Here is a 25,463-nt window from a genome sequence, read left to right as displayed (position 1 = left end):
CTCATTGATAAGGGATAGTATTTGCCATTTTCCAATATCTAAAATATCTATTTATACAAAACGAACTACTTAACTATAAGGCCACTATCACACTATATACCAAGTTCAAAAGGTTCTCCGCATTTGATCAATAATTTTTCCCATTTGCGATCGACTTCTTTCTGAATTTCTTCTACCATAGGTTCATTACCAGGCTTAAACAGATGTTTGAATCGCCCTTGAGGTTTTAAAAACGCTTCAATCGGCAATTTGTTTTGGGGTCTGTAATTTAATTTCCATTCCCCATTTATCACCTCAAACAATGGCCAGAAACAAGTTTCTACAGCAAGTCTGCACATTTCCATCAGTTCAGATTCTGGATATCTCCAGCCTCTTGGACAAGGTGCAAGAATATTCATAAAAGCCGGACCTTCTGTATAAATCGCTTTTTTAGACTTTTCATGCATATCTTTAAAATTCTTGAACAAAGTTGTTTGTGCTACATAAGGAATATTATGGGCAGCAATAATATCGGTTAAATCTTTGTTGTATTGCTGCTTTCCATTTATTTCTTTTCCTATTGGCGAAGTGGTTGTATCTGCATATTTCGGTGTAGCAGATGAACGTTGAATCCCTGTATTCATATAAGCGCCATTATCATAACACACATAAACCATGTCATGGCCTCTTTCCATGGCGCCTGAAAGAGATTGAAATCCGATATCATAAGTACCGCCATCGCCTCCGAAGGCAATGAATTTGTGCGTATCTTTAATTTTACCTTTACGTTTCATTTCATTGTAGGCAGCTTCAACACCACTAATGGTTGCACCTGCATTTTCAAATGCGCTATGAATAAAAGAGTCCTGCCATGCTGTATAAGGATACATAAACGTTGACACTTCAAGACAGCCTGTAGCATTTCCGATTACTGCATGATCTTCTTCTTTTAATGCTCGTAAAACGCCTCTTACTGCTACTGGGGCTCCACATCCTGCACACATTCTATGTCCACCCGTCAATCGCTCTGGTTTATTCATTTCACTTTTAAAATTATACGCCATTCTTTTCGCCTCCTACTCTCTAACACTTAAATAGCGATAGATTTGCCCTACTGCTTCTGACTCAATAATCTTAAACAAGTCATTGTAAACGGTTTCAATATCTTCAACCCGTACATCTCGGCCCCCAAGCCCATAAATATAATTCACCATGGATGGTCTTTTTAAACTATCATACATTGCAGAACGAACTTCAACGAATAGTGGGCCACCTGCAGCTGAGAAGCCTTCACATCTATCCATTACAGCAATAGCCGTTACATTTTGAAGTGCACTTTTAATTTCATCAAATGGAAACGGACGGAATACTCTAATTTTAATAAGACCAACCTTTTTTCCTTCCATTCGCATTTTATCAATGGCTTCTTTTGCAGTTCCTGCAGTGGAATTGATAATGACAAGGGCTGCTTCAGCATCTTCCATTCTATATTCTTCAAAGAAACCATAGTTTCGTCCCGTTAGTTTCTTATACGCCTCTGCGACTTCAAGAATGACTTTTTTGGCATTTGACATAGCTTCTGCCTGCTGTCGTTTGTGTTCCATATAGAAATTTGCAGTATCGTATGGGCCGACAGCGATTGGTCTTTGAACATTTAATAAAAAATCTTCTGGTTCATACTCCCCCGTAAATTTTTTGACAACTTCATCTTCCAGCAGTTCAAGATTTTCTACTGCATGGCTCGTTATAAATCCATCTTGGCAGACCATCACTGGAAGCATCACATCTTTATGCTCTCCAATTCTTACGGCTTGTATGAAATTATCGTAAGCTTCTTGATTGTTTTCACTATACAACTGAATCCAGCCTGAGTCTCTTGCGCCCATGGTGTCGCTATGGTCTGCATTGATATTGATAGGTCCCGTTAAGGCTCTATTGACACATGCTATGGTAATCGGAAGTCTCGACGATGCTGCAACGTAAAGCATTTCAAACATTAATGCCAATCCACAAGAGGATGTTGCTGTAAATGTTCTTGCCCCTGCCGCTTGAGAACCAATACAAGCTGACATTGCACTATGTTCCGATTCTACGGTCACAAACTCGGTGTCCACCAATCCATCTGCAACATATTGTGAAAAATACTGTGGAATCTCGGTGGATGGTGTAATTGGAAATGCTGGTAGTACATCTGGGTTAATTTGTTTCATTGCTAAAGCAATTGCTTCATTTCCTGACAAGCTTTCTCTAATAGCCATTGAGTCCTCCCCTCCTACTTTTGATCTTTTATAAAATCGATTGCATCAAATGGACATGCTTTTGCACAAATACCACAACCCTTACAATGTTCAAAATTGAAATCTTCTCTTTTTCCTGCTGTAACAGGAATTGAACTGTCAGGGCATGTTGGTACACAAAGTAAACATTGCTTACATTGATCTGCTTTGAAAACAGGCTTCATCGTCCGCCAATCCCCTGTTTTAAAATACCTAGCACTTCCTGACTCAAATACCATGCCTCCAGGGGTGATATCTTTCCAACTAATTTCAGACGTAATCAGCTTGCCTTGCTTATTTCTCATATGCCGTTTACCTCCTTCATGGACATCTCAATTGCTTTAATATTGCCCTCAATGACTTCAGGTTTCGTTGCAAATTTATGCGCAAAGGATTTTTTCATGTCATTAAGAAACTTTTCTTCTTCCATAACGCCACTTACCTTTACAACTGCCCCTAACATAGGGGTGTTTGGAAAGTACTTCCCCAACGTCTCTAGAGAGACCTTTCGTGCATCTATTGTGCATATTTTTCCCATGTATCCGCTAAGATGCCCTTGTATTTCTGCTGGTAACTTCTCTGTATTAACGATGATTGCGCCACTGGATTTTAAGCCCGCGGTCACATCTACTGAGCCAAGAAGAGTCTCATCTACAACCACAACATAATCCGGTTCATAAATGTTAGAATGAACTCTTATCTTTTCATTGCTAATTCGGTTATACGCCGTTATTGGCGCTCCCATCCGTTCTGGCCCGTATTCTGGAAATCCTTGAACAAAGTTTCCTGCATTGAAAGCCACTTCAGCCAAAAGTAATGATGCCGTTTTGGCCCCTTGCCCACCTCTTCCATGCCATCTAATTTCTACTGTTTTTGCCACACCTTAACCCTCCTGTATTGATTGACTTAGCATGCTTTGAAATTTGAGTACTCACTATACTAATATGCAATATCTATGCCAATTACAGACTTGTGTAATTTCAAGGATTTCCAGCATGTTTTTAAGCATTTTGTTAGAATTAATGTTATAATATCTGTATAATCGAATAATAAAATAAAATTCTAACAATAATAATCATCATCTTCCATTTGATTGATCATTATGTTGACTCATAGTTAGGAGGCACAAATGCACATGAGCGAACTTTATAATTGTGAACTTTTCGAAGAAATTCTTAATCACTCCAACGATGGATTTAATGTTGTTGATCCTAATGGCCTTGTGATTTATGCCAATCGAATGTCTGCCCAGTACGCCAATACCACGGCAAGGGATATGATTGGGAAACCCATTACGGACTTTTATGAAGAAGCTGTCTTGCTACGGGTTTTGAAAACCCAAAAACCTGTTCTAGATGAGAAAATTCATTATGTAAACAATAAAAAGTATATTGTGAACTCCTATCCGATTATCCGTGATGGTGAATTCATTGGCGCTTATTCCGTTTTTAAAGATATCCGTGATATTGAAGAACTCAACAAGCGAGTAAGCTATCTTGAAGTACATTTAGAAATCAATAAACCCGAGAAAGACATTCTCGACATTATTGGCAAACAAGGCAGTTTAAACAGTATCATCACCCAAGCAAAACGTACCGTAGGCTCTTTAGGCGGTCCAAGACATAGCATTATTAGCGGCGAATCAGGGACAGGGAAAACGATGCTTGCAAAACTCATCTATAACTATGCGAAACAAGTCGGTGTCATTGACAAGAAAGCGCCCTTCATTGAGGTCAATTGTGCTCAGTTCACCAATCCCGACATAGCAGCAGTTGAAATATTTGGCAGTGAAGCTGGGGCTTATACAGGTTCTCGTCAAAAAAAGGGCTTGTTTGAACAAGCCCATGGTGGCATTCTTTTCTTAGATGAAGCCCATGCTCTGGAGCAATATCAAAATTTGTTGCTCAAAGCCATAGAGTCTGGAACGACTCGAAGAATAGGTGGCACTTATGAAATTCCAGCAGATGTTATCATCATTGCTGCTTCAACAAGAGATCTAAAAACACATCTGCTACCTGAGCTTTATCAAAGACTTGCACAATATGCTATTCATATACCATCTCTTGATGAACGCGATCTGGATGAAAAAAAATTGCTTTTTGATCATTTTGTCAATAAATATAGACTAGCCGTGGAAAAAATTCACACCATCACTTATCAGCTTTGCTTTTCAGATGAAGCAAAAGACATTCTCATAAAGGCCAAATATCCGAGAAATATACGACAGTTTCGTGACGTCATCAATTTTAGTATCGATTCTGCCGCCCCACTCATCTCTGACATTGGAAAAACAAACAAGATTACGACCTTAGTTGAAACCAAACATCTTCCTTTTGAATTATTTGAGGAGGTCAATAGCGTCGAAATGCCTAAGCCAAAATATAGGATTGACGAAGAGGTCCAGGCGAAGATTATTAGTTTAAATTTAGAAGGCTTGGGGCCAAGAAAGATTTCAGCAAAGTTAAAAGAAGAGGATATTTTTATTGCGTATTATCAAATAGCGTATTTTTTAAAAAAGAAAACTACTGCCAAGACTTTCGATCATCGATAATTATTTCTAATTTCTATTTGTTAAAATTTTAATAGGAGGAGTCGTTCTATGTCACTCTATTCATATAAAATATTCGATGCCGTCGTGAGACACCAAAGTTTTATGAGGGCAGCTGAAAGTGTCAATTTAACGCCTTCTGCCGTAAGTCGATCTATTGCTGCATTAGAGACATCCTTAGGATTTCAGCTTTTTATACGCAGCCGAAAAGGTGTTCAACTTACACGAGAAGGTGAGAATTTAATTCCCACTGTAAGATCTGTTTTAATAGCAGAAGAGCAATTACAACAAGTTGCCGCACAAATTAACGGACTTGAACAAGGAACTGTTGTCATAGGAACTTTCAGTAGCGTGTGCAGCAATTGGATTCCTGGCATCGTTAAATCCTTTCGAAAGCTCTATCCCAAGATTCACATAAATATTATGCAAGGGGATTATGAAGATGTTGTCCACTGGACAAATGTAGGCATTGTAGATATAGGGTTTGCCAGCTTACCGGTGAACGAAGACCTTCATGCAAACCCTCTCTTTGAAGATCGCTTATTATGTATTACCCCAAAAGATTTTTTACCAAAGAACCCCCAATACGTCACCATTGATGATATGCAAAATCAAACCTTTGTTTTACAGCGTGAAGGATACAACGCAGACACAATCTCATTTATAAAAAAATACAACATCTCTATACAACCTGAATTCTTTATTGACGACGACCAATCTATTCTGGCAATTGTTGAAAGCGGCTTAGGTATTAGTGTGGTACCAGAACTAATTTTAAAGAAGGTATCCTTTGATATTAAAGTATATCCCTTTAAGCCCAATGAATTTAGAACGATTGGGCTTATCACTAATCAAAAACAAATGCTTTCACCTGCCACTAAAAAACTCTACAATCACATTATTGCCTATATTAACAAGCATGTTAAATAATCTTATTTCTATTTAGACTGGGGTCAATAATGAAAGGGTTCTAGATTTTCTCTAGAACCCTTTAACTGTTTTAAATTTATTTTCTTCTCGCAATTAATTCAATTTCTATTTGAGCATTCATAGGCAGCGAAGCTACTCCTAGTGTTGTTCTAGCAGGATAAGGACTATTAAACTGTTTTGAATAAACAGCATTCATTCCAGAGAAGTTATCCATATTAGTTAAATAGACACTTACTTTATCTACATGATCCATGGTCAATCCTGCAACATCTAAAACCTTGATTAGATTAATAAAGCACTGTTCTGTTTGTTGTTCAATTCCACCCTCCACTAGCAAGCCTGTTTCTGGATTCAAAGGTGTTTGACCTGATATAAACACTATATCCCCAGATTCTACCGCTTGTGAATAAGGTCCAACAACGACTGCCCCTGGCGAAGTATATGCTTTTCTGTTCATTTCACGACCTCCTCATTAATTAAAATAATATTATAGACACAATTCCTTTTTAACATGATGAAGCCCTTGATCAAGGTCATTTATGATATCCGCTACATCTTCAATCCCAATCGAGAGTCTAACTTGACCATCGGCAATCCCAACACTTTCTCTTTCTTCCTTGCTTAAGGAAGCATGGCTCATAGATGCAGAGTGCTGAATAAGGGAATCCACATTGCCTAAAGAAGTCGCTAGACTGAACAGCTTGACACTATCCATCAGTAGTTTACCCGCTTCAAACCCGCCGCGAACATTAAAACTCATCATTCCACCGAAATCTTTCATTTGCTTTTTCGCAATCTCATGACCCGGGTGGGACTCAAGACCTGGGTACAGGACTTTTTCGACCATATCGTGATGTTCTAAAAATTCAGCTACTTTTTTTGCATTGGCACAGTGAACTTCCATACGAACGCCAAGTGTCTTAATTCCTTTTGACAGGCCTGCCGCATCTGCTGGAGACATAACGCCACCAATCCACTTTAAATAATCACTATCAAAATGATGAATGAGGGCTTTACTACCTACAATTGCACCACCAATCATATCACCATGCCCATTCAAATACTTAGTGGTTGAATGAAGAACGATATCTGCTCCTAAGGAAATTGGCTGCTGTAAATAAGGTGTCGCAAAGGTGTTATCTACATACAATAGGGCACCACCTTCATGTGCAATTTCAGCAGCTCTTTTCAAGTCTGTAATCGCAAGAGTTGGATTGCAAGGGGTTTCAACGTATACAATTTTAGTATTTGGTTTCATGGCATTGCGGATATTTTCTACAGAATCCCCTGTAACCCGCACCATGGTTACTTCAATTCCAAAACGCGGAAGAATTTTTTTCATGAAACCGAATGTGCCACCATAAACTGTGTCTGCTGCAACGATGTGGTCTCCAGTGCTAAGTACGGCCATCAAGGCTGTTGTTATTGCCCCCATTCCCGATGCCGCCATCAATGCCGCTTCTGCATTTTCTAATGCCGCAATTTTTCTTTGAACTGCATGAACGGTTGGATTGCCATACCTTGTATAAGCATAATGTTTTCCTTCTGGATCTCCATAGCCTGCAGCTATAGCTTCTTCAGCATTCTTCATTACAAATGTAGACGTTCTGTATACTGGTGCTATGTGTGCGCCTGTAACTGGACAATGTTCGCTTCCTGTATGAATTGCCTTTGTGTTGAAAAGTTGGTTCTCCGTGTTCGATTTAGCCATTTTAATACTCCTCCTAAAATAATGATTTCCAATTTCTCATATTTAGCCTCACGCCATATTCAAAATAAATTTTTCATTAATTATCTTAAGTATAAGCTTTAAATCTAATTGAGTAAAACGCATTTTAATCATTATGTAATTGAATAATAATCATCTATAATTATTCATTCATATTTTTTGTCCTCTAAGGACTTATTCTAATCATAAAAAGCTAACTTGTACTGTGAAAACACCGCTCAAGTTAGCTTTAGCTTATCTTTTTTATATTTTTTTGCTTGATTGAATTTATTGCCTACTTCTTTTTACCTGTAATATATTCAATTTCTATTTTTATAGTCTTAGTTGCTTTGCTAGCCTTATCAATATAGTCCTTTCCTTCCTTAAGAAAATTTGGAGAATATTTAGTAATAAATTCTAGAAGTACCTCTTATTTTTCCTCATTTGAAACTTCAACTGCTCTACCAAATGCGATGACACTTTCAAAGCTGGTACTAAATTGGTCAGGTAACAATTCTGTCTTTCCAACAACGGTGAAGGTAACCTTGTTGTTAAATGAAATATTATCCCATTTATGTCCTTTAGTAGCGCCATGCATGTAGATGGCCTTATTGTAAAAAACATAGCTTATTGGAACGCCATAGGGATATCCATCTTCACTTACTGTCCCTAAAATGCCATAAGTGTTATCTTCCAAAATTTTGTGTATTTCATCATTGTCTAATAACCGATCTTTTCTTCTCATTTCTCTAAACATCGTGGCCCTCCATCCTATCGATTTTCATGGATTTATTACCCCAACCCTACTGCACATTATTTTTCCAGCAGCATCTTTGTAATCTCTTCTAATCGCTCATCTGAAATGCCGAGCTTTTTCTTAAATGGTTCATCATCAATTCGAACCACCTGAACCTCACTAGGGGACAGCAATTTAATGATTCTTTTCAGTTGTTGAACCGATGTAAAATCGTCGTTGTAGCCTTTTACAATGGTAATTTCAAAGATGAATTTGCCTTTATATTGCTTTACAAATGATGACATGTTTAAAATATATTCTTCTAGAGTATAGCCGTCCATGGGTCTTTGAATTTTTTGAAAATCCTCATCTTTAATGATTTTAATTTCTCCGATGACCTCGTCACACATATTGGCTATTTCTTTATTAGGTTCTTGACCCAGTAGATACCCATTTGAAAGCAGTCTGACCCTTAAACCTTTCCCCTTGATAAATTCAATTATTTCAGTAAGCTTATCATTAACAAACGCCTCACCTTTTGAATTGATAAAAATTAAATCCGGCTTTAAGTGATTTATTCTAGTCTCTAGTTCTGACATAGATTTCTGAAAATCCTTGAAACTAATTGGCTGATCTGTTTTATGATTAGATCGCCCAATTGGACAAAATATGCAATCAAAGTTGCAATACTTTTCGGGAAGGACATTGATTTCAAGTACTTTATTCCCATCTTCTATATAAATATCCTTGTACGTAAAATTTCCCATCTAACGACCTCCTGAATTTGTTATTCTTAATTTTAGTGCCAAACTTTTGCCTTGATGCTATTCGCCAATCTTAATCATTCTGTGATCCCTATCTAACACAAAAATTTGATACGTTCCTCCCAGATGTTCTTCTACATTTTTTGCCAATTCATTTAATGCCTTATGAAATTCCTCTATTCTTTGATCGTCCACGAGCTCAATGCATAAGAAGGCATTTTGGGTTTCCTCGGTCAGCATGGTTCTTACCGATTCTCGCCAATTCCAACATCTACAAATTGCACCGACTGCATCTTTATAGACAATTTCACCTTCATAGGGTGGCGCATTTTCATCTGTTCCCAGAGTCACAAAGGGCTCATCACCTACAGCCTTTGTCAGTCTGACATGGCCTACAAAAGTATCTATGTCTTCACCTCCGCAAGGTAGTGCATATTTTAAAGAGATTGAATTGTACATGTCCACAAGAGGGTTGATTGTGCCAATATGCTTGCCGTTGTAAACTCGTTTCAACAATGCCTCAATAGAGGATCTGGCACCTTTCTTTGTTTTAAATTTCTGGAAAGCATCACGCCAAACCTTAATGACCCTATTATTGCTAAATTCCTCTTCTTTTAAATGTTTTGCTAATTCTTTTTCTGCATTTGCTAGCATGTTTTTGTATAATTCATTATCCTTGATTGTGTTGTCTATATTCTTACACAGGATGATTCCTATTTTGGTATCGGGGAACACTTCCCAGAAGTCATCTTCAATCATAAAGTTTTTCATAACTTTTCCTCCTCATATTTTGTATTTAAACATTAATACTATTTGTATACCCCATTACCTAGAAATAAAGACCAATCCTGTAATGCATATGACGACCCCCATTATAGATGTCAAGGATATGGTTTCTTTAAAAAATAGAAGGCCTATAGGGATCAACATTAACGCAACCAAGGTATTGCATAAAAGACTGGCTCCGCTGATCTGCCACCCTGCTCGATAAGCCAGCAAAAACCCTAATTCTAAACCAACCACAGCAAATCCAAGCAAGAAGCTGGCCCAGTTTGCTGTTTTGACTGCTTCCATAAGACCCACGAAATCTGACTTTGGTACAAATACAAAATAAGAAATGATGGATACAATAGATGCTGTCACATAAGTCACAATCAAAGCCACAATTGGACTTATGCCAGATGGCGTTGCCTTTTGACTGACATGGTAGCAGGTACTGGACAAAACCACCAGTATAATCGGAATAAATTTCATAGACATGATACTGCCTCCTTTACGGGAAACTAAATAAATAACAAATGAAAATAAAAAAAAGCCTAAGGAAATATTTTAACAATATCTCCCAGGCTTTTATCCTTCCGTGTACACAGCTCCCTGTGCGTTTTCTCTTGGACCAGACCAGTATAAACTGCGGAACCCTAGAAAACTGACTCAATATTTAGTTATACGTTCAATTAAAGTTGCAACTTATTTTAAATGTTAGCACATAGTAAAACATATGTCAACATTTAAATAACTAATCTATGTTTTATAAATCGTTATATTTTTTTATTATTCCTCATAGTAGTCCACTTTCTCCGTCATGACAATTCCCGAGTGAAAGTGTATTATTAGTTTCAGCCCCTTATCCACCTTTATGCTGTATATCAGCCGTTTCAATTGTATAAAGAAAAATGGGCGAAAATCACACCGAAAAGGTCAAAAAACCTTTTTTGAAATTCTTGGAGTTTCGCACAACTACCAAGAAAAGGCATGTGGTACTACCCCTTATTACAACGTTGATTCACATATTGTTAGCAAGTTACTTATCATGATCGTCCACAAGCTTCAGGTGGTTATAAGCATATAAACAAAAAAAACGTTAATCATGTCTATATTTCAGGATATGCAGGATTGTATGGCAATAAAGAGATTAGAAATAATATGATTCACTCTTGTATATTATTCTCTTATTATAAGCGCATAAAAACTACTGCCAAATCCTACTATTATACCTCTAAGTAGATGATTTTTTGTAATCATCAAGCCAGCTGTTACAATAGTTACAAGAAGAATAAAAACTATACTATTCACTAAATACTTTAATTTTTCTTTTTCTAATACGCTTTCTTTAATTCTGTAAATGTTAGATATACGAGTTAAAATATTGTAAGTTATAAGAGTCGTAATCGTCGATCCTATAAGAAACTTTAAATGATCCATTATTGCTTCTCCTTATATACAGCAGCTTTAGTCAAGTTTAAATTCCGTAAAATCACTTTAAATCGAACAACATACAATATTCCTTATGATTTAAGTGTTGACGGTTATATTCTTGATGATATATGAGGAGTTATTACTCCTCATATAAGAGTGAATTTTGAAATGATTGCTATTACTATAGGTATTTCTTCCATTGAATTTTGAGGAGGATGCTATCCTTTTCTTCAAAACGAATCAATGGATAGCAAAAAATATCATAACCGCATATACCTTTGTTTCATAATCTTTAAATTTTAAACTTATTTACTTCCTCCAACATTTCCTTAGTCATAGCACTCAGTGTTTGGGAAGCTGCTGCTACTTCTTCTGTAGAAGCACTCATTTCTTCTGAGGCTGCAGAAATTTCCTGTGAAGATGCAGAAATTTGCTGTGAAATTGAAGACGCACCATCTACACTGTTTAAAATCGCGTTTTTATCTCTGTCTATATTTTCTGCAGAATTTTTAACTATTTCAATTTTAGGAATGATTTCACTTACTGCTGCGATAATATTTTTGAAAGATATTAGTGAACTATCTATAATTTTAACTTGATTTATTAATTCTTCATCCATTTCCGCAGAATCTTGAACGATAACATCTGTATTTTCAGATATTTGATTAATTAATCTACTTATATCTTCTGATGACATTTTTGATTGTTCTGCAAGTTTTTTTATTTCATCTGCGACCACTGCAAATCCTTTTCCAGATTCTCCTGCTCTAGCTGCTTCAATCGCTGCATTTAATGCTAATAAATTTGTTTGTTCTGCAATACTATTAATGATATTGGTAATATCATTTATTTCATTTATATCTTTTCCAAGTCCAGTAATCTTACTATTAAAAGTCTTGAATGAATGACTAACTTTTGTTACAGAATGATTTAACGCACTCATGTCATGACTACTATCTTTTGCCATTAAGCTAATTTCTTTAGAATTTGAATCTACAACTTTTATTTCACCTACCATTTCAGATAGCTTAGCACTAAAGTTATTAAGTATATCTATTACTTTTATTAAATCCTCCGCTTGGGCACTTGTCCCTTGTGCAATTTCACTTATAGCACCTGTAACATTTTGTGAGGAATTGGCTATTTCCTCTGAAATAGAGGATAAATTCTCTGATTGGGTATTAATACTTACAGAATTTTCTTTTATCCGGCGAATCATTCCTCTTAGTGCTTCTTGCATTGCTTTCATGGATTGGGTCATATATCCAATCTCATCGTTAAATTGTAGATAGTCAGTTGACACATCTTCGCATAGATTCCCTTCTGCTAATAACTCTAAATGTTTTGAAGTTGATTTTACTCCTTTAGATATACTATTAGCAACAATAGAAATAGTTATGAATCCAATGAATATAAATAATATGGAGAATGCTAAAATAGAGACTTTTAGACTATTTAACTCAGATAAGATTTCACTCTTTGTTACTACAACGCCTACAGACCATTCAGTTCCTTTAACAGGAGCATAGCCTATATATTTATCTACTTTATTATAGAAATATTCACCTATTCCTGTTTTTCCTGCCATCATTTTCTTCTCTATTGAAGCTAAAGTCTGTAAACTAGCATCCTTTTTTGCTTCTTCAATAGGATTGTACATTTTAAGAACCATGTTTTTATCAGGATAAGCAATGTTTGTCCCATCTTTTTTTATCATAAAGGCATAACCCGTTGCCCCAATTTTAACCTGGTTAGTTAATTCACTTAATTTATTTCCATCTGTTGTTTCAATGAGTATCCCTACAATTTCATTATTATTTTTAATAGGAACGGCATATAAAACGATTACAGAGCTATCAACCTTACTTATAATTGGGTCTGAGGCATAGCTTTTACCAGATATAGCCTCTTGGTAATACTTTCTTTCTTTAATATTAGCACCCTTTCCATCCATGTTTTTAGCATTTCCACTTTTATCTGAAATGCCTAGCTTAATACTACCAATTCTTTTGCTTTCCGCTATAAGAATGGGTACTTTATCTTCCCAAGGAATATTAGGATCTCTTATTTCAGGCCTTTCTGCAATAGACTCCAATGCACTTAAATGCCCCTCTAGTCTGCCTTGAATATTACTTGCTGTCTGCTCTGCCATTAATGGAAGGGTTTTGCGTAAATTTGAATCTAGCGCCCTTGATGCATGTATATAGGAAGCTACACCTAAACCTATACAGACAACGCCTATTAAAAGCCCAAAAAATACGATTTGTTTTGATTTTATACTTTTCATAACAGTCTCCTTTACTATTTCTTTTAGTTTAATGAAATGTATTTTCTAAATCTTACTAATATTGTATCATATTGTTTGATAATGGTAAATAATGCACTTTATTGTTGTATTTAGTAAATATTGAGAAAAATGCATTATCAAATATGGGGTACGGCAATATGCCCATAAAGCTAAGGTGCCAAGTATCAAATTCATTGCACCCATTCGACAAAAAATAGTATACTAATGCTACTTACGTCTCTAAGGAGGCAATGGTATAGAATGGCAAAAGCGAAAGTACTGAAAAATATAAATACTATGAAAAGTAGCATGCAACAAATGATTAAAGAAATACTTAAAATAATTTCAAAAGAAGAAATAGAAAAGATCGCAAGAGAAGTTGGTTTTATTCAAAGACAGGGGAAAATTCAAGCGTGGGAATTCCTTTATCTATGTACGTTTTCGGGACTAGATGTATCTAAAAATACACTTGTAGCAATGCATGTCAACTTAAATTCAAAAGTATCTACTGCGGTATCTACACAGGCTATAGATCAACGTTTAAATGATAAAACTTAAAACTGTAGCTTTTTTACAAGACTCTTAAACAGTGTTGCTTTATCGGATTCTAAGATTCCTTCAATATGGGATGAACACTTTGATAGAATTAGAATAGTTGATTCCACAGCATTTCAAGTCCCTAAAATCTATAAAAATGAATACCAAGGCTCAGGCGGAAGTTCACAACCTGCAGGGGTCAAAATACAACTTGAATACGCGTTGAAAACTGGCAAGTTCATGCACATCGATGTAGGTCCTGGAAAAGGCAATGATAAAACCTTTGGAAATAAGATCGCAGATACTTTTAAGGAGAAGGATCTCTTTTTAAGAGATTTAGGTTACTTCAGTTTGAAAGACTTTAAAGATTTGGATGAGAGAAAAGCTTCCTATGTTTCAAGGCTCAAACCCAATGTAGCTGTGTATCTGGAAAATGAAGATGTTGAGTATTATAAGAATGGTGAAATAAAAAAATCTAGTATGTATAAAAGAATTGATTTAGCAGATATAGCAAAGAACATGATCGAAGGTGAAATCTTAGAATTGAAGGAAGTATTTATAGGGAGACTTGAAAAAAGAAAAGAACGATTAGTCATATACAAGCTAACTCACGAGCAGTTAAAAGAACGCAAGTTAAAAGTTAAGAAGTCAGCTAAAAAGAAAGGTATTAAAAAAAGTGAAAATACAATAAAACTTCTTGGTATAACTATGTACATTACAAATACTGACAGTTCTGTTATCCCTAACAATTGAATATATGAAATTTATTCTTTGAGATGGCAAGTGGAAATTATATTTAAAATTTGGAAATCTATATTTACTATTTCAAACGTAAAGCCTGTAAAAATAGAGAGATTCAAATGTCAGCTCTATGGAAAACTTATTTTACTGGTGCTAAGTTCAGCAATAATGTTCAAAATAAGAAATGAACTTTTACATAAAGAACAGTTAGAAGCAAGTGAAATCAAGAGTGCTGAGATCATAAAGCAGTATATTGAAAAAATATATTTAAATCTCATAAAGATACCTTCAAAGGTTGATAGCGTATTGATAGAAATATCTAATTGTATAAAGAAAAATGGGCGAAAATCACACCGAAAAGGTCAAAAAACCTTTTTTGAAATTCTTGGAGTTTTGCACAACTACCAAGAAAAGACATGTAGATTCGCCTCATAAAAGCAATTTAATTATAATATATTCTGAGTCCTATGTCTTTAAAATTTTTAATTTTTTTCGTAGGTTTGTTTGCTGTACCATAAAATCAATGACACTATTAGAATTGCTAATAAAAACCATAGAAATTCCACTTTAGGATAGATTTTCAGTCCACTAAATAGACATTTCAACTCTTGCAGAACTGTTTTAATAGCTTAGCTTGATGGGCATGTGGTACTACCCCTACAAAGAATTTTTTTAAAATTCATCAAAAAAGTTATGATATTATATCCTACGGGTAAGATCTTAATGATTCTAGTTCATCATGCAAAAATGATTGAACCATTTTTATTAAAATACACTAATGTATTAGAGTTTGTTTTTTTTGCCACCACATAGTCCCAAATTCAATCTGATTGAGGGCTTATGGGGTTGGTTAAAAGCTGAAATAATCAATAATGTATTCTATACAGATGCTTGTAAAATAAAATTAGCAGTTAGCAAATTTATCAGATCAATAAATTTGCTTTCCAAACAGGTAATTAATAGGATATGTTTACAAATGTAAAATCTTTAATGCAATTTATATATCTTCTTTTTTGTTACGGAATGTGATGAATAACACGGTATTTTTTAGGAGTAATTCCATAAGTTGTTTTAAAAATGCCTGCAAAATGACCTGCGTTCTTATAGCCAACTTTGTTTGCAATGGTTTGTACACTATAATCTGAATTTTGAAGAAGTAATAAAGCATGATTCATACGCATTTCTTTTAAATATTGGTAAGGCGTTGTCCCATAAATTTGTTTAAATGCCATTTGGAATCTGGTTGTGCTCATATTTGCAACAGATGCCAATTCTTTCATAGAGGGATATGCGGCTAAATTTTTTCTCATAAAGGTTATTACTTTACTTAATAAGCGTATATCCTTTTTGTCTAATTTAACAGAAAGTCTAGTTCTTTTTAGAGATTGGTTCAGATTATGTGTAACAAGAGAAAGGATTTCTAAAACTTTACTTTCAAGGTAAAGTTGTTGTGAAGCACCAACTGCTTCACAGTCTCGAATTTGTTGAAATACGAAATTAAGTTCTAAAGAATTTGGATTTGGGGATACATAGTGAATGGCATCCTTAAAATTTTCGTAATTATCTCCATATCGTGCTTTTAGAAAAGAATCAAAATAATCCTTTGTAATAATTATTTTTGTAAATTTCGTAAGCTTTCCTGATTCGCAATATGCATGCACTGTTTTATTCGTGTTTACATAACAACAAATGCCTTGCTCAACGTTTTTTGCTTTTCTTCCTCCTACTTTAAAGGAACTTGTGTTTGTTTCAAATTGACTGATTTCAAAATAATCTTGATGAATATTTGAAATTTTTTCGAAGGATTTTTTTGGTGTAAAACTTGCCATGATTATGAGAAACATACGATTGAAATCAATAATACGAAAATTACCATTACCATATTCTGAAAGCATTTTATAATATCTATCTTTAGGTTTAGAAATTTCTGGAATATATACGAAATGTAGTTGTTCTGGTGCATTACGAAAGTATTCTATAATAGATTGATTCATATTGTTCCCCTCTTTTCTAATACTATCATTTTATCATAAAAAATAGATATAATAAATCAAATTATTATCACGATATTACAAAATAACATGTTTATAATTTTATAATACCATTGAAATTACTATGATGTAAGTAATATTTAAAATAAAAATATAAAATCATGATAAGGTAGAAATTTTTTTATATCAGCGTATAATGAAAAATGTAGTTAGATGCATCTAAATACATTTAAAAAGAGAGGGGTTTGCTAAATGAATAAAAAGCAAGGACAAAATAAAAGATTAATATTAATGAGAGAAGAAAATGTAACAAAAGCGTTATTTAAATTAGGAATACCTATGGTGGTTAGTATGCTGGTTGTAGCTCTTTATAATGTAGTTGATACTTATTTTGTATCTAGTTTAGGGACTCAACAAGTAGGAGCAGTATCTGTAGCTTTTCCATTATCCTTATATTTTTCTGGTATTGGATTAACCTTTGGAGTTGGAGGAGCATCTTATATTTCTAGACTCTTAGGAGCAAAAGAAAATAAAAAAGTAAATGAAGTAGCTGCTACATCATTATATACAAGTTTGATCATAGGCATGATTTTAGTCATTATGGTTTTGGTGTTTTTAACCCCAATATTAAAGTTTATGGGTGCAACAGATACCATATTACCTTATGCTAAGTGTTATGCTGTAATTTTCACTATTAGTATGTTATTTAGTACAGCAAATGTTACTGCGGGGAATCTTGCAATTTCACAAGGAGCGAGCAATATTACTTTAAGGGCTATGATAAGTGGTTCTGTTTTGAACATGATATTAGATCCATTGTTAATATACACTTTAAACATGGGGGTCAAGGGGGCAGCTATTGCTACGCTTATTTCGCAAATTATTACATCACTTATATATATTTGGTTTTTCTTTGGGGAAAATAGTTATATTCATATTGGAATATCAAACTTTAAGCTCAAATTAGATATATATTCTCAAGTAATTAAAATTGGAATTTCCATGATGTTATTACAATTCCTTACTGGCTTTTCTATGAGTCTTATTTCAAGGACAGCTAGTTACTACGGAGATGAAGCGGTAGCAGCTATGGGGATTGTACTTAGAATTGTTACGCTTGGAACAAATGTTGTATTTGGATTTATGAAAGGGTTTCAACCTATGGCAGGATTTAATTATGGTGCAAAGAATTATACGAGATTAAGGGAGGTAACTCGTATAAGTGTGAAATTGACAACCATCTATTGTGTTCTTTGGACGCTTGTGGTTGTATTATTTGCTAACCAAATCGTATCTCTATTAAGTAATGATACAAACGTTATTGCTATTGCAGAAAAAGCATTAAAAGCGAATACGATTATGTTTTTTACCTTTGGTTTTCAGTTTGCCTATTCTACCTTATATCTGTCAATAGGAAGAGCATTATGGGGAGGGGTATTAAACATTGGACGTCAAGGATTATTTTTAATTCCGGTAATACTGTTACTTCCTAAGTTCTTTCAATTAAATGGAGTAATCTATGCTCAACCTGTTGCAGATATCATTACAACGATAATTACGATTGTACTGGCGATTAAAATAGAAAAAGAACTAATAAATCTTAGACAGGAAAAGTTTCAAAATTGAATGGAAAATTAATATAATGATAACGAAAAATGACTGAAGCTAAAATTATATATAAAATTTAAAATATTATAAAATGCTGGGCTTTTAAGATTAATTATTCAAAATATCTATTAAAGCATCTTCTTTTAAGATAAGAATTTCTTTATTTCTGATGCGAATAACTTGTTGAGTACAGAGAATTTTTAATTCTCTAAATAAAGATGGTCTGGACACATTTAGGTGTTCTGACCATGTTTTTTTTGAATAAGGGGTATATTCAACAATTTAATAATATCATACACTAATACATATTTTGGAAGTGATTTTATGGAATTTACTACTTTAAATGGTGTAAATGTCTCTGGTGTAAGTATAAGTGATATTGAGTGTATAATTAATCTTAGAAATGATTGGAAATATATATTAAAAACCATAGGAGAACCATTGAACTTAGAGTATATTTGTAAAGTATATTCTGAAGTTGCAAGAAACGAAGCTCTTGAATGGGGAATATTAAGGAATGGTAAAGTAGGTATTTCAAGAATTTCATACATACCACCAATACCAGATAAAAATGATGTAGAATCGGAATTAAATAAAATTTTTAATCTTCCTACTAGGGGTATAAAGAACATAGCTGCCACCAGAAGCAATAGGAAAATTTAAATTTTTATATATGAAAGTTCCAAAGACTTAGTAAGAGTGCAAGTTCAAAATTTATTTCTAACTTGCAGTCTTGCATTATAAAAAACTCCTAATACTAATATGATACTTCCAAAGTAGACACAGTAATTAATTAAAATTACTAATCGACTTTGGAGGTATTTTTTTATGGGTAGAAAATCCAAGTTTAGTAAAGAAACAAAAATTAAGGGCATTGATTGTTTCATAATTTAAGAATATTTTTTATGTCGGTCAGACAGTTAATTACTTTTACCAGTAGGTTGGGCGAACCAGCATCATGGGAAGCTTTGTATTGGAATCACCCTTAGTCGTGTTGATCTGGGCTTGGGTAAGAAAAATGCTATTTGTGAGATTAGCGCCACTAAGATTAGCATCTCGTAAATCAGCCCCAATGAGATCCGCTCCACTCAAATCGACTCCGCTAAGGTTTGCCGCAATAAGACACGCTCCCCGCAGGTCTGCACCTCTAAGATTGGTTTTTCTTAGGTCTGCGCCAAAATAATCTAATCGCCGAGAGTGGGCATTCCGATTTCTTGAAGGCGTATTCTTTCCACTGCGGGCTTTAGTACGCACAAGCTCGCTGGTATTTTTAAGCAGCATATTAACCTTGGTTCGATGAGCTGCCACATCTAGTCCTAATAGAGAATTAACATCAAGAAGAGTAAGACGTTTAGTATTGTCCAGCAATGAACTTATCTTATCTTTGATACCATGGTCCGTTTGCAGGATAAAGGCTTGAGTAAGATACCATAGCATTTCATGAAGCTGCCTCATAATTAGGAACGCCTCAAACATTTGATTAGCAGATTCTGGGGCTTGTCGCCAGTCATGTCCGCCATAAGTAACTTGAGCTACCTTTTGACCAGCACCAAAGCAGTCATAGGCAGTACAACCCTTAAGCCCCTTATTTCTAAGATCTTTGTGAACAGAGCAGGTAAAGTTCGATTGTAAGTTTATGCAAGGCTTACCAGCATCTTTATTCGTTGGAAAACCTTCCGAAGCTGAAAAGTACAATGCTACACAGCATAAGCCGAAACATTTTTCACAGTCAACACGCAATTCTTTATTAAGCTTATCTTCATATGTATAGATCATATTTATTTACCTCATGTCTTTTAAATATAAAAAATTTTGCTTTTAAAGTATATCATATACAGCATGGGTTTCAACATCTATATAGCACTTGCGTCGTAATTTTTTACAATTATACAGTAAAAATAGATGAATCATAAATCTATTTACATTTAAAGGAAATGAGCTTGCGGTTTATCGTAGCTACCCTAGGATTACCCCATGATTTAAGAACAGATGAACTGAGACGTGCTACATTTTTGTTGACAGACGAAATCTAGGATGCTTTTCGATTGAGACGTTTACAATAAGAAACTGAAATCCATTGTAAAAACGTCAGTGTAATCAACTCATTTTTTTTAAGTAAATTTCCTTTTTAAATTTCCAATGATAAGTTGTATGATCAAATAAAGGGTGGAGGCGTTAATATGCAGATGTGTCGTGTCGCCGAGATCATAGGCAAAGAGAATACCAAAAAGCTGATTTTTGAATTTGGAGGAACTCTCCTGTACATTCCAAAAGAAGGGTTTAAATCCGAAAGAGATACAAACATCATTAAGGAATACGACGGATACAATGCGAAAAAATTGGCCAAAAAGTATGATCTTTGTGAAAAGCAAATAAAAAATATTGTAGAAGGGAGGAAAAAATAATGGCGATCAGTGCTAAAAGTGCACCATCTCATTTGGCAATCGTTTTTGACAATGGGGTGGATGAAAAGGGTAAGGCCAAGAAGAAAACCAAAAGCTATTCATCTGTCAAATCAGCTGCAACGAATGAAAACATGCATGCCGTTGCGAAAGTTCTTATCGGACTACAAAGTAATACAGCTTTAGAGATCCTTCGAAAAGATGAAAGTGAATTGAGAGAAGCATAGAAAAGCGTGAAAAAAATAAGAAAGGAGGTAGAAACCCATGACTAAAAAACTAGAGATGGTTTTTACCAATCAAATGGGATCAAAGACAACACTGATTGTTGACAATGCAAAAGAAGATCTTACCCAAGAGAATATAAAAGCCGCAATGAATGCAATCATTACTGCAAACATCTTTGAAACAACAAAGGGTGAATTGACTGGAATTGATTCAGCACAAATCGTGACAACCGATATTGAAGAAATGATTTTATAAAAAAATCAAAGAAGGTTCTTTGTATTTTCCGTTGCTAAAAAAAGCCCGTGATGGGGCTTTTTTTACTGTAAGGGAGGGAATGACTTTGGAAGATTTCATGGCTGCTGTTGCAAACATTGGATGTATGTTTTAATCCTGAAATAATATCTAAATGAAATCAAAAACATAAAAAGACAACGCTCTCACTGATATTAGTAGCGTTGTCTTTTTTATGCTGTATTTAAATTTGAATCATTCATGTTTTGGTGGACTCACCCCTTTTATCTAAATTTCTTTCAGTTGATTGATAACTAAAATTATAGAAGTTCTAATTTTTTATCATCTCCCTTTCTTTTGTATATTTTATATATACCCATAGAAATTTGATTGAAACAGTTTTTTTATAAAAATATAGATTGCCCTTAGTACATTTCCACATAATATAAGAAAGATGCGATTTAATACCTATCACATTTTATATTTATCTAATCGTGTAGGCTAAGTCCTTTTGTAAGTCTATTAATATGATTTTTCTTGCCTATCATACCAATACCTACAAGGTTTAAGTCATTCGTTTTATACTCTGCAACCTTTGCACGATTGTCCACATCATGATAGGTCTTGAAAATTTCTTCGGTGTAGATAGTCATGTTGGCCTCTTTAGTAAGAGCCTTTTTCAGTATCTCTTTCAGCGCTTCACCACTGGCAGAATAAATCATAATCGGTTGCTGCGACATTGGCAAATAGGCTACGCCATCACCATCAACATAAGGCTCGCCGATAATGTTTTGAGTGCCACCAATCCCACTCATTAAAAATGCTGTAATATTTAGTTTTTGCCATGTTAAAAGGTCATCTCTAAGTATAACGACAATCTTAGTATCAAATTCCATTTTGAAAATTCCTCCTTCTTATTTTACTACGTTAACGCATAGACTATATATAATTAATGTAGTCTATTATTTAATTTGTATAGGTTAGGGCGTACATATTTTTAAGACTGTTATGCTTCACCATAGTATTCTGCAAAAAATAGGAAGCTTTTTTTAGTTACTTTATAATTTCTCAATTCACCTTGTGTTGCTTTCTCAAATGCTGGTTTTGTTAGTGTATAGCACTTCGCATTTTGACTTTCAAGAAGTTGCTTATCAATCTTATTATGAAATTCATCCGGGCCTATTCCTGTACTAAGTGATACAATAGGATGTCCAGTCATAAATAAATGTGTTCTTAATGCTATAGTGGGTGTAATATGTAATATAACATACATTACGATAATACAAAAAATTGTAATTATTTTACTTAATTTAAGTGTGACATATATTCAAATGCTGTTATTCCATATATACTTTTAAAGTGCTTATTTAAATGTGTTAAATCAACAAAACCATATTTGGCTACTGCCGAATAAATATCTTTGTTTTTTTCTATTAACTGCTTTGCAAGTTCTACCTTACAGTTAAGAAAATATTGATATGGTGAAATTCCAGTATTCGCTTTAAATAATCTTATAAACTGAAATTTTGAAAGATCCAGTTCTTTACAAATGTCATCAAGTCTTAGTATATTTTCTAAGTTACAATGAATTATATCCTTTGCTTTTCTGATTAGCGCACAATCTTTCTTGTAACTTATACAAAGATTCGTTTGAATAAAGCTATCGGTAAGAGATAAAAGTAATTCACTGCACAATGCTTCATCGTTTCCTCTTAATATTGCATTAGAAAGACTTAATATTCTTTGTTCAAGTCTGTAATTATACACGATAGGAGAAGAAAAACAGAGTATATCCTTTTTTTCAAGAATCTCCAAAAACAATATTGGCTCAATATATAGCATAACATAATCAATACCTGACTTATCATATGCCATACCGTCATGTGGCTGTTCTGGATTAAAAAGCATAACACCATTTTGATATGACGACTGCAAGCTGCCATCCAAGTTATATTGCTGAATACCTCGCAATGTTACACCTAATGCATATTCCTTGTGAGCGTGTTTTTTATATTTAAAATCAGTAAAGCTTGCTGACAATGCAGTAATACCTGCTGATTTTTTATATATAAATTTGTTCATATAAATCACCTCTTAATTAGTTCAACTACCCCCAATACCATTATTGCTGAATAAACTAAAAATGCTGCCATAAGTATAGTAAAAAAGATGTAATATTCATGAAGCAAGCTCCTTTCAAAGTATTATCATCAATTATACATTTTAACCTTAAAGAGCATATAGTATATTATTGCAGGATTTTGAGTTTAGGGGTATGTGTAGCGTAACGGAACAGAAAACTGGAATATCAAAAAGAGGATTCTGTTACTTTGGTATAAATTATATGAAACAAAGTCATTTCAATACATACTTATAGCTTTTACTATTTACTTTGTCCTTAGTGATAGCTTTGCTGATACGCCCCCCATCACGCTGCTTTTTGTTTGCGTCTGTACTAAGGCGTACAGCCGACATACGTACAAAAATGAACCACATGCTGGATAATAATTTCAACATGTGGCTCTTCTTGTTTCGATAGTAACATTCCGGGTGACATACTTTAATATTTATCTATCAATCTTTGTATGGATTTTAGTGCTTTATCGGTTTCTGTTGCTTTTATACCAATCATATCTATAATAATACGTTTCTTTTCTAACTCTTTTTTAAATATTTCAATAAAAATGCCTCCCCCATCAACTTCTTGATTGTTTTTTGAAGTTGTATTAACGCCACAGCTTGGAGAGCGATTAATTCCTATAATTCCTAATATCGTGAATCCATTTCGGATATATTCTTCTATTTGAAATATGATTTGCTTCACAAGATTATTAATTATTTCAATAGAATTTGGATCCTCCAAAGCATGTCTAATTCTTGTATTTTCTGTAACAATCTCTCTTTCTGCACCATGAATATCACCTCTATCAAGTCCTAGAGATAATATTTCAGGACATGGCATTTGAATTATCCCCACGTTTGATTGAATAAGTAGTTTTAAAATACTTTCATTTGTACCTGGGTAGTCGGCTGTACCATCTGAAATTGAATTTTGATTTAAAATACAATGTGATACTAATATGATTTTTTTACTTCTAGCATCAGAAAACATAGAAATCCCTCCCTTCTCTAACGATCAACTAACTTTTCATACATAATATTTTACCTATAGGACTTACTATTTATCAATATTATACCATTTTTACAAACATATGCAATCTACTAACATAGAATGTATACGTAAATTGTTACAATGAGCTGTACCCCAATGACGCTGTTAGAATAACAAGCAGAATACTTATTGTCTACAAAACGATATATTGTAATGCCTTTGTCATAGCCAAAATGAGGATTATATGATGTTAGTGCTAGAATATAATTAGGACAAGATAAAGTGAGTTTTAATTTATATTATATTTAAATAGTAATTGTTACTCAAAAATATGCTATAACTCCAACAGTTTCAACTAAGTATGGAAAGAACCACGATTTTCTTGACAAACTCCGTTAATACAACAGCTTTATGCTATTGTGGATGAGTTAGAATCTTACTTTCCAGGACGTCATTTTACTACAGATGGTCATCTAGTTGGAAGTATTGGTGAAGTTCTTGCAGCAGCACATTATAACTTGAAATTATTACCTGCTTCAATAGAAACACATGATGCAGTTGCATGTGATGGAAAAATGGTTCAGATTAAAGTAACTCAAGGTAAAAGTGTTGGTATTAGAAGTGAACCAGAGCATCTTATTGTCTTAAAAATATTAAAAGATGGTACTACTACTGAACTTTATAATGGCCCTGGGAAAATAGCTTGGAATAATTCTGGAAATATGCAGAAAAATGGTCAAAAAAACATTTCTACTTCAAAACTTACTCAACTAATGAAAAGTATTTGTTTAAGTAACCGCCTACCTCATGTATCCTTGTAGACTATATATTTTTAAATATGTACATAAAAAGACAACTCTTTTACTGATCTTAGTAGAGTTGTCTTTTTTACTCTGTATTTAATTTTGGATCATTCATATTTTGGTGGACTCACCCCTTTTATCTAAATTTCTTTAAGCTGTTTGATTTTTAAGACTATAGAAATTTTAGTTCTTTTAATCATCCCCTTTTCGTTTGTATGTTTTATATATACCCAACAGAATTTTCTGAAAACATTTTTTTTATAAAAAATATAAATTGCTACTGCTATGCAACAAAAATAACAATCAGTTACATAACAAAGTTCCTGATGATCAAGGATCTTAATTATTATTTAGAATTGTAAAATATTTCATGTTGCTGTAATATAAAA

30 protein-coding genes, 1 pseudogene and 1 riboswitch are annotated in these 25,463 nt (G+C 33.9%); of the genes and pseudogenes, 12 read left to right on the top strand and 19 right to left on the bottom strand.

Features of this window, described 5'->3' with window-relative positions; all coding sequences use genetic code 11:
• Window positions 1–92 precede the first annotated feature (92 nt).
• Genes EV214_RS16360 through EV214_RS16345 form a run of 4 tightly spaced genes read right to left on the bottom strand, consistent with a single transcriptional unit; the run spans window position 93 to window position 3,135 of the window.
• Window positions 93–1,043, bottom strand: coding sequence for a thiamine pyrophosphate-dependent enzyme (locus EV214_RS16360; protein WP_132247697.1), 951 nt, complete (start codon window positions 1,041–1,043; stop codon window positions 93–95).
• A gap of 12 nt (window positions 1,044–1,055) precedes the next feature.
• A complete protein-coding gene (locus EV214_RS16355) occupies window positions 1,056–2,237 on the bottom strand; it encodes a pyruvate ferredoxin oxidoreductase (protein ID WP_132247695.1) in 1,182 nt (393 codons plus the stop codon).
• Between the two features lie 14 nt (window positions 2,238–2,251).
• Window positions 2,252–2,560 (bottom strand): 4Fe-4S binding protein, encoded by a 309-nt coding sequence (locus EV214_RS16350; protein ID WP_132247693.1) that lies wholly within the window; start codon window positions 2,558–2,560, stop codon window positions 2,252–2,254.
• Window positions 2,557–3,135, bottom strand: a complete 579-nt coding sequence (locus EV214_RS16345; RefSeq protein ID WP_132247691.1) for a 2-oxoacid:acceptor oxidoreductase family protein — start codon at window positions 3,133–3,135, stop codon at window positions 2,557–2,559. Before EV214_RS16345 ends, EV214_RS16350 begins: the two co-directional genes overlap by 4 nt.
• Window positions 3,136–3,384: 249 nt before the next feature.
• On the opposite strand from EV214_RS16345, the gene EV214_RS16340 reads away from it, so the two are divergent.
• Window positions 3,385–4,806: a sigma 54-interacting transcriptional regulator gene (locus tag EV214_RS16340; protein ID WP_132247689.1), complete on the top strand. Its 1,422-nt coding sequence runs from the start codon at window positions 3,385–3,387 to the stop codon at window positions 4,804–4,806.
• 48 nt (window positions 4,807–4,854) lie between these two features.
• Window positions 4,855–5,733: a LysR family transcriptional regulator gene (locus EV214_RS16335; RefSeq protein WP_132247687.1), complete on the top strand. Its 879-nt coding sequence runs from the start codon at window positions 4,855–4,857 to the stop codon at window positions 5,731–5,733.
• Between the two features lie 76 nt (window positions 5,734–5,809).
• On the opposite strand, the gene EV214_RS16330 is transcribed toward EV214_RS16335, so the two are convergent.
• The 8 genes from EV214_RS16330 to EV214_RS16290 all read right to left on the bottom strand — a co-directional run bounded on the left by EV214_RS16330 (window position 5,810) and on the right by EV214_RS16290 (window position 13,424).
• Entirely contained in the window at window positions 5,810–6,190 is a 381-nt protein-coding gene (locus EV214_RS16330; RefSeq protein WP_132247685.1) for a RidA family protein, read from the bottom strand.
• 30 nt (window positions 6,191–6,220) lie between these two features.
• Window positions 6,221–7,444 carry a trans-sulfuration enzyme family protein gene (locus tag EV214_RS16325; protein ID WP_132247683.1) on the bottom strand — a complete coding sequence of 408 codons (1,224 nt, stop codon included), beginning with the start codon at window positions 7,442–7,444 and terminating at the stop codon, window positions 6,221–6,223.
• Between the two features lie 427 nt (window positions 7,445–7,871).
• The gene (locus tag EV214_RS16320) at window positions 7,872–8,198 is read right to left on the bottom strand and encodes a pyridoxamine 5'-phosphate oxidase family protein (RefSeq protein ID WP_330571329.1); all 327 of its coding nucleotides are present in this window, start codon (window positions 8,196–8,198) and stop codon (window positions 7,872–7,874) included.
• 56 nt (window positions 8,199–8,254) lie between these two features.
• On the bottom strand, window positions 8,255–8,944 hold the full coding sequence (locus EV214_RS16315) for a radical SAM protein (RefSeq protein ID WP_132247681.1): 690 nt from the start codon (window positions 8,942–8,944) through the stop codon (window positions 8,255–8,257).
• A gap of 57 nt (window positions 8,945–9,001) precedes the next feature.
• Window positions 9,002–9,712, bottom strand: coding sequence for a B3/B4 domain-containing protein (locus tag EV214_RS16310; protein WP_132247679.1), 711 nt, complete (start codon window positions 9,710–9,712; stop codon window positions 9,002–9,004).
• A 54-nt stretch (window positions 9,713–9,766) separates the two neighbouring features.
• Complete coding sequence (locus EV214_RS16305) at window positions 9,767–10,195, bottom strand: EamA family transporter (protein WP_279233147.1); 429 nt, start codon at window positions 10,193–10,195, stop codon at window positions 9,767–9,769.
• Window positions 10,196–10,278: 83 nt separating this feature from the next.
• Window positions 10,279–10,374: riboswitch (guanidine-I (ykkC/yxkD leader) on the bottom strand.
• A gap of 508 nt (window positions 10,375–10,882) precedes the next feature.
• Complete coding sequence (locus tag EV214_RS16295) at window positions 10,883–11,143, bottom strand: hypothetical protein (RefSeq protein WP_132247675.1); 261 nt, start codon at window positions 11,141–11,143, stop codon at window positions 10,883–10,885.
• A 286-nt stretch (window positions 11,144–11,429) separates the two neighbouring features.
• Entirely contained in the window at window positions 11,430–13,424 is a 1,995-nt protein-coding gene (locus tag EV214_RS16290) for a methyl-accepting chemotaxis protein (RefSeq protein ID WP_132247673.1), read from the bottom strand.
• 261 nt (window positions 13,425–13,685) lie between these two features.
• Here EV214_RS16290 and EV214_RS19225 point away from each other — a divergent pair, with 261 nt between their 5' ends.
• The 4 genes and pseudogenes from EV214_RS19225 to EV214_RS19750 all read left to right on the top strand — a co-directional run bounded on the left by EV214_RS19225 (window position 13,686) and on the right by EV214_RS19750 (window position 15,684).
• Window positions 13,686–13,982, top strand: a complete 297-nt coding sequence (locus EV214_RS19225) for a hypothetical protein (RefSeq protein WP_243116699.1) — start codon at window positions 13,686–13,688, stop codon at window positions 13,980–13,982.
• 21 nt (window positions 13,983–14,003) lie between these two features.
• A pseudogene (locus EV214_RS19220) lies at window positions 14,004–14,714 on the top strand (IS4 family transposase); the annotation flags it as partial.
• Window positions 14,715–15,137: a transposase gene (locus EV214_RS19215; RefSeq protein ID WP_330571330.1), complete on the top strand. Its 423-nt coding sequence runs from the start codon at window positions 14,715–14,717 to the stop codon at window positions 15,135–15,137.
• A gap of 355 nt (window positions 15,138–15,492) precedes the next feature.
• Window positions 15,493–15,684 (top strand): transposase, encoded by a 192-nt coding sequence (locus tag EV214_RS19750; protein WP_132247671.1) that lies wholly within the window; start codon window positions 15,493–15,495, stop codon window positions 15,682–15,684.
• A gap of 34 nt (window positions 15,685–15,718) precedes the next feature.
• Here the strand turns inward: EV214_RS19750 and EV214_RS16275 are convergent, their stop codons facing one another.
• Window positions 15,719–16,696 carry a helix-turn-helix transcriptional regulator gene (locus EV214_RS16275; protein WP_132247669.1) on the bottom strand — a complete coding sequence of 326 codons (978 nt, stop codon included), beginning with the start codon at window positions 16,694–16,696 and terminating at the stop codon, window positions 15,719–15,721.
• 249 nt (window positions 16,697–16,945) lie between these two features.
• On the opposite strand from EV214_RS16275, the gene EV214_RS16270 reads away from it, so the two are divergent.
• On the top strand, window positions 16,946–18,319 hold the full coding sequence (locus EV214_RS16270; RefSeq protein WP_132247667.1) for an MATE family efflux transporter: 1,374 nt from the start codon (window positions 16,946–16,948) through the stop codon (window positions 18,317–18,319).
• Between the two features lie 90 nt (window positions 18,320–18,409).
• On the opposite strand, the gene EV214_RS19745 is transcribed toward EV214_RS16270, so the two are convergent.
• On the bottom strand, window positions 18,410–18,583 hold the full coding sequence (locus EV214_RS19745; protein ID WP_132247729.1) for a helix-turn-helix domain-containing protein: 174 nt from the start codon (window positions 18,581–18,583) through the stop codon (window positions 18,410–18,412).
• A 42-nt stretch (window positions 18,584–18,625) separates the two neighbouring features.
• Between EV214_RS19745 and EV214_RS16260 the strand changes: the two genes are divergently transcribed.
• Window positions 18,626–18,964 (top strand): hypothetical protein, encoded by a 339-nt coding sequence (locus tag EV214_RS16260; RefSeq protein ID WP_132247665.1) that lies wholly within the window; start codon window positions 18,626–18,628, stop codon window positions 18,962–18,964.
• 267 nt (window positions 18,965–19,231) lie between these two features.
• Here EV214_RS16260 and EV214_RS16255 read toward each other — a convergent pair whose 3' ends face one another.
• Entirely contained in the window at window positions 19,232–20,077 is an 846-nt protein-coding gene (locus tag EV214_RS16255; RefSeq protein WP_132247663.1) for a pentapeptide repeat-containing protein, read from the bottom strand.
• Between the two features lie 404 nt (window positions 20,078–20,481).
• Here EV214_RS16255 and EV214_RS16250 point away from each other — a divergent pair, with 404 nt between their 5' ends.
• Genes EV214_RS16250 through EV214_RS16240 form a run of 3 tightly spaced genes read left to right on the top strand, consistent with a single transcriptional unit; the run spans window position 20,482 to window position 21,183 of the window.
• A complete protein-coding gene (locus EV214_RS16250) occupies window positions 20,482–20,706 on the top strand; it encodes a Mor transcription activator family protein (RefSeq protein ID WP_132247661.1) in 225 nt (74 codons plus the stop codon).
• The gene (locus tag EV214_RS16245; RefSeq protein ID WP_132247659.1) at window positions 20,706–20,930 is read left to right on the top strand and encodes a DUF1659 domain-containing protein; all 225 of its coding nucleotides are present in this window, start codon (window positions 20,706–20,708) and stop codon (window positions 20,928–20,930) included. The genes EV214_RS16250 and EV214_RS16245 overlap by 1 nt, the downstream gene beginning before the upstream one ends.
• A gap of 37 nt (window positions 20,931–20,967) precedes the next feature.
• Window positions 20,968–21,183, top strand: coding sequence for a DUF2922 domain-containing protein (locus tag EV214_RS16240; RefSeq protein WP_132247657.1), 216 nt, complete (start codon window positions 20,968–20,970; stop codon window positions 21,181–21,183).
• A 464-nt stretch (window positions 21,184–21,647) separates the two neighbouring features.
• Here the strand turns inward: EV214_RS16240 and EV214_RS16235 are convergent, their stop codons facing one another.
• The 4 genes from EV214_RS16235 to EV214_RS16220 all read right to left on the bottom strand — a co-directional run bounded on the left by EV214_RS16235 (window position 21,648) and on the right by EV214_RS16220 (window position 24,271).
• Window positions 21,648–22,055 carry a DUF2000 domain-containing protein gene (locus EV214_RS16235; protein WP_132247655.1) on the bottom strand — a complete coding sequence of 136 codons (408 nt, stop codon included), beginning with the start codon at window positions 22,053–22,055 and terminating at the stop codon, window positions 21,648–21,650.
• 110 nt (window positions 22,056–22,165) lie between these two features.
• Window positions 22,166–22,432: a hypothetical protein gene (locus tag EV214_RS16230; RefSeq protein ID WP_132247653.1), complete on the bottom strand. Its 267-nt coding sequence runs from the start codon at window positions 22,430–22,432 to the stop codon at window positions 22,166–22,168.
• 32 nt (window positions 22,433–22,464) lie between these two features.
• Window positions 22,465–23,241 (bottom strand): AraC family transcriptional regulator, encoded by a 777-nt coding sequence (locus EV214_RS16225; protein ID WP_132247651.1) that lies wholly within the window; start codon window positions 23,239–23,241, stop codon window positions 22,465–22,467.
• 478 nt (window positions 23,242–23,719) lie between these two features.
• Window positions 23,720–24,271 (bottom strand): CD3072 family TudS-related putative desulfidase, encoded by a 552-nt coding sequence (locus tag EV214_RS16220; protein ID WP_132247649.1) that lies wholly within the window; start codon window positions 24,269–24,271, stop codon window positions 23,720–23,722.
• A 398-nt stretch (window positions 24,272–24,669) separates the two neighbouring features.
• Here EV214_RS16220 and EV214_RS16215 point away from each other — a divergent pair, with 398 nt between their 5' ends.
• Complete coding sequence (locus EV214_RS16215) at window positions 24,670–25,092, top strand: DUF6998 domain-containing protein (protein WP_132247647.1); 423 nt, start codon at window positions 24,670–24,672, stop codon at window positions 25,090–25,092.
• The last annotated feature ends 371 nt before the right edge of the window (window positions 25,093–25,463 follow it).

Origin of the sequence: Marinisporobacter balticus (genome assembly GCF_004345705.1) — a bacterium.
In the GTDB taxonomy this organism is placed as follows: Bacteria; Bacillota; Clostridia; order Peptostreptococcales; family Thermotaleaceae; genus Marinisporobacter; species Marinisporobacter balticus.
The sequence above is the reverse complement of the archived record's forward strand: the minus strand, read 5'-3'. Positions and strand labels throughout refer to the sequence as shown.

Bases quoted from the DNA above. Each gene is read 5' to 3' on its own strand.
- EV214_RS16255 (WP_132247663.1), bottom strand. From the start codon at position 20,077: ATGATCTATACATATGAAGATAAGCTTAATAAAGAATTGCGTGTTGAC.
- EV214_RS16230 (WP_132247653.1), bottom strand. From the start codon at position 22,432: ATGTATGTTATATTACATATTACACCCACTATAGCATTAAGAACACAT.
- EV214_RS16330 (WP_132247685.1), bottom strand. From the start codon at position 6,190: ATGAACAGAAAAGCATATACTTCGCCAGGGGCAGTCGTTGTTGGACCT.
- EV214_RS16320 (WP_330571329.1), bottom strand. From the start codon at position 8,198: ATGTTTAGAGAAATGAGAAGAAAAGATCGGTTATTAGACAATGATGAA.
- EV214_RS16225 (WP_132247651.1), bottom strand. From the start codon at position 23,241: ATGAACAAATTTATATATAAAAAATCAGCAGGTATTACTGCATTGTCA.
- EV214_RS16360 (WP_132247697.1), bottom strand. From the start codon at position 1,043: ATGGCGTATAATTTTAAAAGTGAAATGAATAAACCAGAGCGATTGACG.
- EV214_RS16240 (WP_132247657.1), top strand. From the start codon at position 20,968: ATGACTAAAAAACTAGAGATGGTTTTTACCAATCAAATGGGATCAAAG.
- EV214_RS19225 (WP_243116699.1), top strand. From the start codon at position 13,686: ATGGCAAAAGCGAAAGTACTGAAAAATATAAATACTATGAAAAGTAGC.
- EV214_RS16260 (WP_132247665.1), top strand. From the start codon at position 18,626: ATGGAATTTACTACTTTAAATGGTGTAAATGTCTCTGGTGTAAGTATA.
- EV214_RS16295 (WP_132247675.1), bottom strand. From the start codon at position 11,143: ATGGATCATTTAAAGTTTCTTATAGGATCGACGATTACGACTCTTATA.
- EV214_RS16290 (WP_132247673.1), bottom strand. From the start codon at position 13,424: ATGAAAAGTATAAAATCAAAACAAATCGTATTTTTTGGGCTTTTAATA.
- EV214_RS16315 (WP_132247681.1), bottom strand. From the start codon at position 8,944: ATGGGAAATTTTACGTACAAGGATATTTATATAGAAGATGGGAATAAA.
- EV214_RS16270 (WP_132247667.1), top strand. From the start codon at position 16,946: ATGAATAAAAAGCAAGGACAAAATAAAAGATTAATATTAATGAGAGAA.
- EV214_RS16310 (WP_132247679.1), bottom strand. From the start codon at position 9,712: ATGAAAAACTTTATGATTGAAGATGACTTCTGGGAAGTGTTCCCCGAT.
- EV214_RS16220 (WP_132247649.1), bottom strand. From the start codon at position 24,271: ATGTTTTCTGATGCTAGAAGTAAAAAAATCATATTAGTATCACATTGT.
- EV214_RS16335 (WP_132247687.1), top strand. From the start codon at position 4,855: ATGTCACTCTATTCATATAAAATATTCGATGCCGTCGTGAGACACCAA.
- EV214_RS16350 (WP_132247693.1), bottom strand. From the start codon at position 2,560: ATGAGAAATAAGCAAGGCAAGCTGATTACGTCTGAAATTAGTTGGAAA.
- EV214_RS16250 (WP_132247661.1), top strand. From the start codon at position 20,482: ATGCAGATGTGTCGTGTCGCCGAGATCATAGGCAAAGAGAATACCAAA.
- EV214_RS16340 (WP_132247689.1), top strand. From the start codon at position 3,385: ATGCACATGAGCGAACTTTATAATTGTGAACTTTTCGAAGAAATTCTT.
- EV214_RS16235 (WP_132247655.1), bottom strand. From the start codon at position 22,055: ATGGAATTTGATACTAAGATTGTCGTTATACTTAGAGATGACCTTTTA.
- EV214_RS16245 (WP_132247659.1), top strand. From the start codon at position 20,706: ATGGCGATCAGTGCTAAAAGTGCACCATCTCATTTGGCAATCGTTTTT.
- EV214_RS16305 (WP_279233147.1), bottom strand. From the start codon at position 10,195: ATGAAATTTATTCCGATTATACTGGTGGTTTTGTCCAGTACCTGCTAC.
- EV214_RS16325 (WP_132247683.1), bottom strand. From the start codon at position 7,444: ATGGCTAAATCGAACACGGAGAACCAACTTTTCAACACAAAGGCAATT.
- EV214_RS16355 (WP_132247695.1), bottom strand. From the start codon at position 2,237: ATGGCTATTAGAGAAAGCTTGTCAGGAAATGAAGCAATTGCTTTAGCA.
- EV214_RS16275 (WP_132247669.1), bottom strand. From the start codon at position 16,696: ATGAATCAATCTATTATAGAATACTTTCGTAATGCACCAGAACAACTA.